The sequence below is a fragment of the Maribacter sp. R86514 genome (assembly GCF_044597005.1).
Classification (GTDB): Bacteria; Bacteroidota; Bacteroidia; order Flavobacteriales; family Flavobacteriaceae; genus Maribacter.
This window is the reverse complement of the sequence record NZ_CP138999.1, coordinates 2,920,150-2,932,345: the sequence shown is the minus strand read 5'-3', so window position 1 is coordinate 2,932,345 and position 12,196 is coordinate 2,920,150. Positions and strand designations below refer to the sequence as shown.

Genomic DNA, 12,196 nt, shown 5'->3' with positions numbered 1-12,196 from the left:
GAATAACAAACACATACGCTATGAAAGGAGTATTATTGGTCAATTTGGGTTCGCCAGAGAGTCCTACCGCAAAAGATGTTAAGCCGTATTTAGATGAATTTTTAATGGATGAGCGCGTAATCGATGCTCCAAAATGGTTAAGAACAATTCTTGTAAGGGGAATTATTTTACAGACCAGACCAAAGAAATCTGCTGAAGCGTATGCTAAAATATGGTGGGAAGAAGGTTCTCCTCTGGTTGTTATCTCTGAGCGCTTTACAAACAAGCTAAAGACACAGACCAAAATGCCCGTGGCTTTAGGCATGCGTTACGGTACCATGTCTATTAAAAAAGCTATGCAAGAGTTGAAAGACAAGGGAGTTGATGATGTGCTTTTAGTACCGTTATACCCGCATTATGCGATGTCTAGCTTTGAGACTGTGGTCGTAAAGGCATTAGAAGAGCAAAAAGCAGGTTTTCCAGATATGAAAATTACAACGTTACCTGCTTTTTATAAGCATCCGGAGTTTATTAAAGCGCTTTCAGAAAGTATAAAAGACGGCTTAGAAGGTTTTGATTACGACCATATTTTGTTTTCATATCATGGTATTCCTGAACGTCATATTCGCAAAAGTGACCCTACTAGTTTTCATTGTAAAATAGATGGTACGTGTTGTAATGTAAATTCTGTTGCACATAATACATGTTATAGACATCAGGTTTATGATACTACTGAAATGGTAAAAGCATATTTAGGCTTAAAGGAAGAGCAAGTAAGTTCTTCGTTCCAGTCTCGTTTGGCAGGTGATCCATGGTTAAAACCCTATACCGATTATGAGTTTGAAAGATTGGCAAAAGAAGGCAAGAAAAAATTGGCTGTAATTACCCCTGCATTTGTTAGTGATTGCCTTGAAACTCTAGAGGAAATTGCAATGGAAGGAAAAGAGCAGTTTATGGAAGCTGGTGGTGAAGAATATAAACACATTCCTTGTATGAACGACAACGATACTTGGGTTAATGTAATGGCAAAATGGGTAAATGACTGGCAGGCAACCGATAAGCTTGACGTTGTGCCTAGTATCTAATTCATAAATAATTCTGAGAAAGTCACTGCTATGAAAATCGAAGAAATAGAAATAATATTACAACCGTTACGAGAGCAATTAAGAAACCACGCACTTTATTCAGAGCTGAAATCAGTAACTGATATACAAATATTCATGGAAAGCCATGTATATGCCGTTTGGGATTTTATGTCGCTTTTAAAGGCGTTACAGATTAATTTAACTTGTACTTCATTACCATGGAAACCGGTAAAGAATACAAATACCGCACGGTTTATTAATGAGATTGTTCTTGAAGAGGAAACCGATGTTAATGAGTTAGGTGTTTTAAAAAGTCATTATGAAATGTACCTGGACGCTATGGTTGAGGTAGGTGCCGATACTACCAAAATAACCGATTTTCTAAATGGATTGCATTCTCTTGATACTGCATTATCGGCTATTGAAAATGCTGATTTAAACGATGCCGTTAAGTCGTTTCTAAATTTCACCTTTAAAACGATACGAACACAAGAACCTCATAAAATTGCAGCAGCTTTTACTTTTGGTAGAGAAGATCTAATACCGGATATGTTCCTGAAAATTGTTGCTCAAGCTGGTAAAGATGCCTATCCTAAACTGGAGTATTATTTAAGAAGGCATATTGAGTTGGATGGGGATGACCACGGTCCGCTTTCACTAAAAATGATTCAAGAATTATGCGGAGATGATGAGACGAAATGGCATGACGTTTTAGAATGCTCTGAAAAAGCGTTGCAACAGCGAATTAATTTATGGAACCATATTGCAACAGCAATTCAAAAAAATAAAGAGATTACGGTTTAGCAATTTAATCTAGGCATATAATTAATTAAAAACCACACTAATGGCAAACGTTTCCGCAGAACAATTGGGTACGGAATCTATATCAAGTTTGCTCATTAAACAGGCATTACCTGCAAGTATAGGTATATTGGTAATGTCGCTAAACGTTTTGGTCGATTCCATTTTTGTAGGTAATTGGATCGGCTCTATTGCCATTGCGGCAATTAACGTCGTGTTGCCTATTTCCTTTTTCATTGGTGCTTTAGGTATGGCAATCGGTATCGGTGGTGCCAGCATTATTTCTCGTGCTCTAGGTGCTAATGATAAAGAAAAAGCGATACGTACCTTCGGAAATCAAATTTCGTTTACCATTTTAATAACGACTACAATGGTAGCGTTAGGGCTCACCTTTGTTGACACTTTAATACCTGCATTTGGTGGTAAGGGCTCCATTTTTGAGTTGGCCAAAATTTATTATGTCATAGTTTTATATGGTGTTCCTTTACTTGGACTCAATATGATGGGTACTAACGTAATACGTTCGGAAGGCAAACCAAAATTTGCCATGATCGCCATGATTATTCCTTCCATTGGTAATTTATTTTTGGATTATTTGCTTATTAATGTGATGGATTACGGAATGGAAGGTGCCGCCTGGGCAACCACTATTAGTTACTTTCTATGCTTCATGTACATAGTTTATTTTTTCTTGTCCGATAAGTCAGAATTAAAACTAAGCCCGAAGTATTTACGTATCAAATTTTCTATAATCAAAGAAATTAGCTCGCTAGGTGTAGTTACGCTATCTCGTCAAGCTGTTGTGAGTGTTATTTATCTATTGATGAATAATATTTTATTCGATTTGGGAGGAGAAGCTATGGTAGCGGTATATGCTATAATCGGTAGAATGTTGATGTTCGCCCTTTTTCCTGTATTTGGAGTCACGCAGGGCTTTTTACCTATTGCCGGTTTTAACTATGGTGCCGAAAAATTCGATAGGGTAAAAGAATCCATTTATACCGCAATAAAATATGCAGCACTATTGGCGACTATCGTTTTCGCGGGACTCATGATTTTTCCCGCCGAAATAGCCGGACTCTTCTTAAGCCATAAACCAGATATGAGTGTATTGGAGCTTGAAACAAACGCCTTTGTTCTAGGAAACACACCGTCTGCTATGCGTTGGGTATTTGCTGCTACTCCTATTATTGCACTTCAATTGATTGGTGCCGCTTATTTCCAAGCAATAGGAAAACCCGTGCCCGCATTGTTATTGACGTTATGTAGACAAGGCTTTTTCTTTATTCCTCTAATTTTAATTCTGCCAAATTATCTAGGAGAACTTGGTGTGTGGATTTCCTTCCCCATTGCAGATGTTCTTGCAACTATTGTTACCGGGTATTACTTGCGAAAAGAGATTAATACCAATTTGATTTAATCTCTAATGAATAAAACCTTCTTAAAATTCTTCCGTAAGTAGCGTTAGAAACGCTAAAGAATACGAATATGAATTTTATTTTATCGCAATTAATTGCCGGTGCCATTTTTTTATTGGTGTGGAAACTTAAAGAATTGATTTCCAATCAAAATAGATATATGAAGCTGCTAAAGGAAGAGACTCCTAAAGCAGCTACATTTAAAAATTAAATTAATTAGCGGGTTGTGCATGTAACAACTCCATTCCGGTTGAAGATCTTGGTTTAAAACCTATCCAATCTTTTTCATTTGAATTTTCCTGAACATCTAAAAACTTGGCATTGTCTTGTTTTTTAAGATGCTTGCCTATGAACGCGGTAACAAAATGTTGATTTACATTATTCAATTTGCGTTGGTCCCATGATGGTTCTGCGTATCTATAGTACTCGTCTATATGTAATCCAGGGGCTAAAGCTTCTGCTGGCGGTGGGTTAGGTGCTACGTTATGCCTTGCATTTTTATAAGTCAATAAATAACGATCTGCATTTACCGCACCTTCATAAATTGCTTTGATTCCTTTTTCGTAACCAGATATATCATCTTGGCTTCCGGCAATGAAGAAAGTAGGTGTTTTTAGTCCTTTTAATCCTTCGGCATCCCAAACTCCACGTTCCATTCCCCATGGTGCAAATGCTACGATTGCTTTTATTCTAGCATCAGCCAATTTTTCGTATTCCGTATTTCCAGCAAGATTTACGGAGATTGCAGAACTACCGCCTGTCATTCCTGTAAAAAATTGTCCTAAACCAGCACTATATCCAGCTCCGCCAACGTTTAGTACTCCGTATCCGCCCATAGAATATCCTATGATTGCCGTGTTACTGGCATCTACTAGTCCGGCTATTTTATTTTTAGAGCCTTTTGCTCCTAGTTTTTCCATTTCATTTATTACAAAGCGAATGTCTTTAGGTCTATTAAGTAAAGTACTTTGAAATGCGTTCGCATCTTTAAAAGTAGAATCGGTATGGTCAATAGCAGCTACGATGTACCCTTTAGAAGCTAAGTTTTCTGTTAAGTACGTCATTAAATACCTAGAACCTACATAACCGTGAGATACTACCACTAATGGAAATTTATTCCCTTTTAATGCATCGGCATCTCTATAAGCTCTTCCTTTAAAGGTAAATGGAGTTAACGGTCTAAGTGAATCGCCTCTTGTGCCCATGACTTCATCATATACTACGGTTTTTGCTTCGTTTTTTACGCTTGCAGGATACCAAACTTCAATAGTAATTGGTCTGTCATAGGTTGGATCTTTGCCTTCTTTCGAATTTAAAATGTCTATTTGATCAGGATTAGCAAGGTTTACGGTCTGTACGCCAACTTTATACTCGCCTCTTGCACTAAGTTCAGGAGCATCGGGCAATTGGTCTCCGTATAAAAAATCATTGGTTTGGGCATTTACTGTACTAATTGTCAATCCATTGAATAGAATGGCAATTAATGATGCCGAAAATAAAAGTGTTCTAAATTTCATAATTGTTAGTTTGTAGGCTTAAATATAAGAATAGTTTAATTATTTATTGATTTAGATGTTAAACCTTGAATTGCTTTTTTTCTTAGGATTAGTTATCGGGCCATTTAATGATACTTAGAATTTTAAAACTTGATCGAAGATTGTTTATGTAATGGGTAGTGGAACTCATAATCTGATAAATACGACGCTTCAGAGATGCTAATAAAATCTTAAAATAAACATTTGCGTAACAAAATGTTTAATTTTAGAGGAGACTAACATCAAACTATCAAAATGAAAAAGCACCTTACCAATGCTGGCATACTCATGCTGGCATGTTTTCTATTACCATTATCATTATTATCTCAAAGAAAGAAAAAATCACAAACTGCTACTCCAACGTATCCTGAAGAGCTATATTCTAGCTTGGACTATAGATTGATCGGTCCGTTTCGTGGTGGAAGATCGGCTGCTGTTACTGGCGTACCTGGCGAGCCTAATTTGTTTTACTTTGGCGCAGCAGGTGGCGGAGTATGGAAAACTTTAGATGGCGGTCGTACATGGGATAATATTTCCGATGGATATTTCGGCGGTAGTATCGGTGCCGTTGAGGTTGCTAAAAGTGACCCGAACGTAATATATGTTGGTGGTGGAGAAAAAACATTAAGAGGGAACGTATCTTCTGGCTACGGAGTTTGGAAAACGGAAGACGGAGGTAAAACCTGGACTTCTGCCGGATTGAAAAATAGTAGGCATGTACCAAGACTTCGCGTACATCCTACAGATTATAATACGGTTTATGCAGCGGTTCTAGGGGATATTTACAAACCAACGAAAGACCGAGGTATCTATAAAAGTACGGATGGTGGTAAAAATTGGAAGCAGGTATTATTTGTAAACGAGCAGGCGGGTGCGGTAGACTTGACCTTTGATCCTAATAACCCAAGAATTTTATATGCTTCTACATGGCATGCACAACGTACCCCTTACAGTTTAATAAGTGGTGGTGACGGTTCTGCTCTTTGGAAAAGTATGGATAGTGGAGAAACTTGGACAGAGATTTCAAAAAATGAAGGTTTTCCAAAAGATACTTTGGGTATTATTGGTGTAGCCGTATCTCCTAAGAATTCAGAAAAAGTTTGGGCTATAGTAGAGAATAAGGAAAAAGGTGGTTTGTACCGTTCCGAAAATGGAGGTAAAACTTGGTCAATAGTTAATTCGGAAAGAAAGCTAAGACAACGTGCATGGTATTATACAAGAGTATATGCCGATACGCAAGATGAAGATGTGGTGTATGTGTTGAATGTAAATTACCACAAGTCTACGGATGGTGGTAAATCTTTTAATACGTTCAATGCGCCTCATGGTGATCATCATGATTTATGGATATCGCCCGAAGATTCGCAACGCATGATCATTGGCGATGATGGTGGTGCTCAAATTTCTTATGATGGTGGTGAAACCTGGAGTACTTACTACAATCAGCCAACTGCACAATTTTATAGGGTTACGACAGATAACTCTTTTCCATATAGAATTTATGTGGCACAGCAAGATAATTCAACTTTAAGAATAGACCACAGAAGTGATGGGCGTACCATTGATGATAGTAATTGGGAAGAAACTGCCGGTGGTGAATCTGCTTGGATTGCTGTTGACCCAAAAGATAATGATATTGTGTATGGTGGTAGTTATGACGGATTTTTAACCAGGGTCAATCATAAAAACAAAACGGTAAGGGGTATCAATGTATGGCCAGACAACCCAATGGGTGCTGGTGCGGAAGCTATGAAGTATCGTTTTCAGTGGAATTTTCCAATTCTATTCAGTAGACATAACCCGAAGAAATTATATACATTTTCCAATTACGTACATGTATCGGAAAATGAGGGTCAGAGCTGGGAGGTTCTAAGTGGCGACTTAACACGAAACGACCCAACGAAATTGGGTTCTAGTGGCGGACCAATAACTCAAGATAATACGAGTGTGGAATATTACTGTACCATTTTTACGGCAAATGAAAGTCCGTTGAAAGAAGGTATTCTTTGGGTAGGTAGTGATGACGGATTAATTCATGTTTCTAAAGATTCTGGTGCAACATGGGAAAATGTTACGCCTTCAAACATGCCAGAGTGGAATATGATAAACAGTATAGAGCCATCAAACTTTGATGAGGGTACATGCTACGTTGCCGCAACAAGATATAAGTTGGGCGATTTTCAGCCTTATCTTTATAAAACCACGGATTACGGTAAAACGTGGACAAAAATAACCAACGGTATCCCTTCTGAACATTTTACTAGAGTATTGCGTGAAGACCCTAAGAAGAAGGGATTGCTATATGCAGGTACCGAAACAGGCATGTACGTTTCTTTTAATGACGGAGCTAGTTGGTCTCCTTTTCAAATGAATTTACCTATTGTGCCAATTACAGATTTGACTATTAAAAATGATAATTTAATTGTGGCAACGCAAGGTCGTAGCCTTTGGATAATAGATGATTTAACAGTGTTACATCAATTAGATGAAAGCAAGAAGAATGCGAATACTATCTTGTTCAAGCCAAAAGATTCGTATCGTACAAAAGGTAGGGCAGGTAAGAAGCCATCAAAAACTTCAGGTCAAAATTTGGAGAACGGTGTTATTACCCACTTTCTTTTGAAGAACTATTCTGAAAAAGACACTGTTCAATTAACATATACGAGTATGGCTGGCGATACATTGGCGCTTTATAAAAACCATTTGAAGAAAGGTGGGTCGCTGAGCGGAGTCGAAGCGAAGAAACTAGACCTTAAAAAAGGAGGCAACACTTTTGTTTGGGATACGCGCGGTAAAGGTGCTACCAAATTAGAAGGAATGATTTTCTGGTGGGCTAGTTTTGACGGTGCCAAAGCTGTGCCTGGGAATTACAAAGTACACTTGAATGTGAACGGAACTAATAACAGCGAAACGTTTACCATTTTGCCAGACCCAAGAGCAGAAAGTTCTGTAGCGGAAATGCAGCAACAATACGATTTTATCACCGATATCAATACTACTATTGAAAATGCGCATCAATCTATTAAGAAAATTAGAAATGTTACGAAGCAACTGAATGCATTTACTGAGCAGTATAAAGATGATGAAAGAACTACCGAGTTGATAGAAAAGGCCAAAAAAATGAAAGAAAAGCTGGGCGAGGTAGAGAAGGCGCTGTATCAAACAAAAAACAGAAGTCGACAAGATCCTTTGAACTTCCCTATAAAACTGACCAATAAGTTAGGTCACTTGAACAGTTTGGTTTCTATAGACGATTTTCCACCTACGGAGCAAGATATTGCTGTGAAGAATGAACTGACAGCTAAAATTAATAAGGAGCTTCAAGTATTTAATAACGTAATATCATCTGAACTTCAAGAATTCAATAAAGAGTTTAACGAGCTTAATTTGGATTATTTGTTCATTGATGAAAGTAAGTAAAGTCGAAAACGGTCATTTCGAGTGAATTTTTGAAGTATGAAAAAATTAGTATCGAGAAACTTTTGTGTTCAAAATGTTTCTCGATACAATTTTTCTTTATGTATTAAACGGCTTAAACTGACCATTTAGAATGCCTAAAACAATATCCAAACAACCTAAAAATGAAAAAACAACTACTCTTTTTTATAACGGTATTGGCAACTTCCATAACTTTTGCCCAATCTGCCAACGATTATTTTCAACCTTTAAAGTTCAGAAATATTGGTCCGTTTAGAGGTGGGCGTTCGGTAACTGCAACAGGGGTTATTGGTGATCCAATGACCTATTACATGGGTACAACTGGTGGTGGAGTATGGAAAACAGAATCTGCCGGGCAACGTTGGGAAAATATTTCTGATGGTTATTTTGATTTGGGTTCTGTTGGTGCGGTTTCAGTATCGGCATCTAACCCCAACATTGTTTACGTGGGTATGGGCAAACATGCGCCACGTGGGGTAATGACATCTTACGGAGATGGAGTATATAAGTCTACCGATGCGGGTAAAACTTGGAAGAAAATGGGACTTGAAAAAACCCAGCATATTTCAAGAATCATTATTCATCCAACAAATCCTGATATTGTTTATGTTGCTGCGCAAGGTGCTCTTTTTGAGGGTAATGCAGAACGTGGTATCTATAAATCTGTTGATGGGGGTAAGACTTGGAAAAACACCCTATTTGTTAATGAATTAACGGGCGCTTCTGAACTTTCTATGGATGCCAACTATCCTGAAATTATGTATGCCGCCATGTGGGAACATCAACGTAAACCAAATATGGTTGTTAGTGGTGGTGCAGGTAGTGGTCTCTATAAGTCTATTGATGCAGGAGAAACTTGGCAGAAAATACATAATGGGCTTCCGGAGGAAAAAGGAAAAATGGCAATAGCCGTTAGTCCGTCAAACTCTAACAAAGTTTATGCACTAATTGAAAGTGATTCCGACGCAGATAAAGGCGGACTTTTCGTTTCAAATGATGCTGGTGGCTCCTGGAGCATGGTTAGTGGTGATAATAGATTGGTACAACGCGCTTGGTATTATATAGAGGTTTTTGTAGATCCTAATGATGAAGATACAGTGTATGTTTTAAGTGCACCTGCGCTTCGTTCTGAAGATGGTGGAAAAACATGGGAAAGACTTTCAGGAACCCACGGAGATTATCATAACCTATGGATAAATCCAAATAATTCTAAGAATATGGTAATTGCCAATGATGGTGGCGCTGCCGTTTCATTCGATTATGCAAAAACTTGGTCCACTCAAGATAATATGCCTACCGCTCAGTTTTATCGTATTAACGTAGATAACCTGTTTCCTTATAATATTTATGCCGGTCAACAAGATAATACTGCGGTCAAAATTGCAAGTGCCTCTATGGGTAGAAGAAGTATAACAGAACAAGATTGGACATATACTGCCGGCGGTGAAAGTGCTTTTTTAGCTTTTGATCCAGATAATCCCCGCTATGTTTTAGGTGGTAGTTACCTAGGTACTATTGAAGTCTTGGATATGGAATCAAAGGCATCGACAAAAATTATGGCGGCACCCATTCAATATTTGGGTAGGGAAGCTAGAAACATGAAGTACCTGTATAATTGGAATGCACCTATAATTGGTTCTAAACATGAGCTAGGTACATACTATCACGGTGCACAATTGGTTTTGCGTACTAAAGATATGGGTGTAACCTGGGAAGAAATATCGCCTGACCTTACACGCGATATCGATGCAAAACAAGGTAATGGTGGTGGACCATATACGAACGAAGCAGTAGGTGCGGAGAATTATGGAACATTGGCATACATGCTAGAATCGCCACATGTAAAAGGATTTATCTGGACAGGTAGTGATGACGGATTGGTGCACTTGACTAAAAATGGAGGCGAAACATGGGAAAATGTAACCCCTAAAGGATTAAAAGAATGCTTGATTAATGCGATAGAGGTTTCTCCGCATGACCCGGCTACGGCTTACATTGCTACAACACGATATAAATTCAATGACTATACGCCAGGTTTCTATAAAACAACAGATTATGGTAAAACTTGGACGGCTATAAACTCAGGGATACCTTATGGTGCTTTTACGCGTGTGGTTCGAGAAGATGAGTTTAAGAAAGACTTGCTATACGCAGGTACCGAAAAAGGATTATATGCCTCATGGAACGGTGGTAAATCATGGGAACCTTTTCAATTGAATTTACCAAAAACACCTATTACCGATTTAAAGATGCATAAAGGTGATATGGTGGTGGCTACTTCTGGTCGCTCTTTCTGGATTCTAGATGATGTAGTTGCACTTGGGCAATACCAACCTTCTCAAGCGGGACTTCAAATTTTAAAGCCCAAAGATGCTTATAACGGCTCTTGGGGCAGTCCGCTAAGTGGTAATTCTAGTTCATTTACTGGTAGTGATGCGTTTAACGGTATTAACCCTGCCAATGGGGTGGTATTATATTATGAGCTGCCAAAATTAGCAGATAGTACGGCAATTACTCTTGAAATTTCTGATACAAATGGGAAATTGATAAGGACAATCAGTTCAGAAAAAGACTCTACATACAAACCACATAATGGAGGTGGTGCACCACCTGCACCAGTGTTGGGTAAAAAAGAAGGACTAAACCGTTTTGTATGGGATATAAAATATCCAATTATGCCAGGAGTACCTGATGTATATATTGAAGCAGGATTTAGCGGACATAAAGTTTCCCCTGGTACATATACTTTTACATTAAGGGTTGATGGGCAAACAGTTTCTACGACCGGAACAATAAAAGAGGTGCCTACCTATGAGACAAAACCTGGTCAGTATGAAGAGTTTGATACTTTTATGACCAATGCAGAAGCCGAGTTGACCGAAATGCATAATATGGTGAATCTGTTGTACAAAGCACAACAAGATTTGGCAGAAGTGTTGAAAAAGGTAAACGATGTAGAAGCCAAATCTAAAGGTGAAAAGTTGCTGGCTGATTTGAAAGCTTGGGATGCCGATATGGTACAACGAAAATCTCAGGCGTATGATGATGTAGAGAATTTTCCTAATAAATTCACTGCAGAATATCTGTTCATGATCAATCAGACCAATAGCAGTATTGCAAGATTGAACCAATCTAATAAAGACCGAAAGGCTGAATTGGATAAGAAATGGGAGACATTAAAAGCAAAAGGAAATCAATTGAAGAGCACGGCGATACCAGCATATAATAAAACCTTGTGGGATGCAGGAGTAGGTGCAATAAGATTATAAGGTAAGTTCTATCCGCTTTCGCTAACTTTGAACTTGTTTAAGTTGAGAAAATAGAAAAGAGAACTGAGAAATTAGTTTTGCACTTGAACTTGAGTTTGTTTTATAAGCACTATGACAGAATATTACAATTATATAAAATCCCTGCATCTTATCTTCGTAATAACTTGGTTTGCAGGGCTTTTTTATATTCCTAGATTATTCATTTATCATATAGAAGCGCACCTAAAACCATCACCAGAAAAGGAAATTCTTTCGAAACAATTAAAGTTGATGACCAAACGGTTGTGGTATATTATTACCTGGCCATCGGCTGTATTGGCGATATTTTTTGCCATTTGGTTGCTTATTATTTACCCAGGGTGGTTAACCCAACCTTGGATGCACATAAAACTTGGTTTTGTAGTGTTACTGATATTATATCACCTAAAAAATCATCAAATTTTCATGAAGTTTCAACAAGATGATATTCAATACACTTCAAAATTTATGCGTATATGGAATGAAGGTGCCACGCTAATTTTATTCGCAGTTGTCTTCTTGGTAATTTTAAAAAGTTCTTTTAATTGGATTTTTGGGATAGTTGGCATTATTGTCTTAGGCATTCTTTTAATGCTGGGTATAAAACTCTACAAAAGGATAAGAAATAAGAATCCGGAAGCTTAATTAGTGAT

General features: G+C 37.9%; 8 protein-coding genes. 7 read left to right on the top strand and 1 reads right to left on the bottom strand.

Features of this window, described 5'->3' with window-relative positions:
* The first annotated feature begins 20 nt into the window (after nucleotides 1–20).
* From hemH to SJY30_RS12745, 4 genes are all read left to right on the top strand, one after another.
* Nucleotides 21–1,064 (top strand): ferrochelatase, encoded by a 1,044-nt coding sequence (hemH, locus tag SJY30_RS12760; protein WP_396632556.1) that lies wholly within the window; start codon nucleotides 21–23, stop codon nucleotides 1,062–1,064.
* Nucleotides 1,065–1,094: 30 nt separating this feature from the next.
* Nucleotides 1,095–1,868, top strand: coding sequence for a DUF3050 domain-containing protein (locus SJY30_RS12755; protein ID WP_396632555.1), 774 nt, complete (start codon nucleotides 1,095–1,097; stop codon nucleotides 1,866–1,868).
* 40 nt (nucleotides 1,869–1,908) lie between these two features.
* On the top strand, nucleotides 1,909–3,285 hold the full coding sequence (locus tag SJY30_RS12750; protein ID WP_396632554.1) for an MATE family efflux transporter: 1,377 nt from the start codon (nucleotides 1,909–1,911) through the stop codon (nucleotides 3,283–3,285).
* A gap of 68 nt (nucleotides 3,286–3,353) precedes the next feature.
* Nucleotides 3,354–3,494, top strand: coding sequence for a hypothetical protein (locus SJY30_RS12745; protein ID WP_396632553.1), 141 nt, complete (start codon nucleotides 3,354–3,356; stop codon nucleotides 3,492–3,494).
* Nucleotide 3,495: 1 nt separating this feature from the next.
* On the opposite strand, the gene SJY30_RS12740 is transcribed toward SJY30_RS12745, so the two are convergent.
* The gene (locus tag SJY30_RS12740) at nucleotides 3,496–4,800 is read right to left on the bottom strand and encodes an alpha/beta hydrolase family protein (protein WP_396632552.1); all 1,305 of its coding nucleotides are present in this window, start codon (nucleotides 4,798–4,800) and stop codon (nucleotides 3,496–3,498) included.
* 273 nt (nucleotides 4,801–5,073) lie between these two features.
* Here SJY30_RS12740 and SJY30_RS12735 point away from each other — a divergent pair, with 273 nt between their 5' ends.
* The 3 genes from SJY30_RS12735 to SJY30_RS12725 all read left to right on the top strand — a co-directional run bounded on the left by SJY30_RS12735 (nucleotide 5,074) and on the right by SJY30_RS12725 (nucleotide 12,188).
* Nucleotides 5,074–8,238, top strand: coding sequence for a glycosyl hydrolase (locus SJY30_RS12735; RefSeq protein ID WP_396632551.1), 3,165 nt, complete (start codon nucleotides 5,074–5,076; stop codon nucleotides 8,236–8,238).
* Between the two features lie 161 nt (nucleotides 8,239–8,399).
* Entirely contained in the window at nucleotides 8,400–11,525 is a 3,126-nt protein-coding gene (locus tag SJY30_RS12730; protein WP_396632550.1) for a glycosyl hydrolase, read from the top strand.
* Nucleotides 11,526–11,636: 111 nt separating this feature from the next.
* Complete coding sequence (locus SJY30_RS12725; RefSeq protein ID WP_396632549.1) at nucleotides 11,637–12,188, top strand: CopD family protein; 552 nt, start codon at nucleotides 11,637–11,639, stop codon at nucleotides 12,186–12,188.
* Nucleotides 12,189–12,196 lie beyond the last annotated feature (8 nt).

What these genes read in the sequence shown, in the direction of transcription:
- hemH (WP_396632556.1), top strand. Translation starts at nt 21, where the DNA reads ATGAAAGGAGTATTATTGGTCAATTTGGGTTCGCCAGAGAGTCCTACC.
- SJY30_RS12755 (WP_396632555.1), top strand. Translation starts at nt 1,095, where the DNA reads ATGAAAATCGAAGAAATAGAAATAATATTACAACCGTTACGAGAGCAA.
- SJY30_RS12750 (WP_396632554.1), top strand. Translation starts at nt 1,909, where the DNA reads ATGGCAAACGTTTCCGCAGAACAATTGGGTACGGAATCTATATCAAGT.
- SJY30_RS12745 (WP_396632553.1), top strand. Translation starts at nt 3,354, where the DNA reads ATGAATTTTATTTTATCGCAATTAATTGCCGGTGCCATTTTTTTATTG.
- SJY30_RS12740 (WP_396632552.1), bottom strand. Translation starts at nt 4,800, where the DNA reads ATGAAATTTAGAACACTTTTATTTTCGGCATCATTAATTGCCATTCTA.
- SJY30_RS12735 (WP_396632551.1), top strand. Translation starts at nt 5,074, where the DNA reads ATGAAAAAGCACCTTACCAATGCTGGCATACTCATGCTGGCATGTTTT.
- SJY30_RS12730 (WP_396632550.1), top strand. Translation starts at nt 8,400, where the DNA reads ATGAAAAAACAACTACTCTTTTTTATAACGGTATTGGCAACTTCCATA.
- SJY30_RS12725 (WP_396632549.1), top strand. Translation starts at nt 11,637, where the DNA reads ATGACAGAATATTACAATTATATAAAATCCCTGCATCTTATCTTCGTA.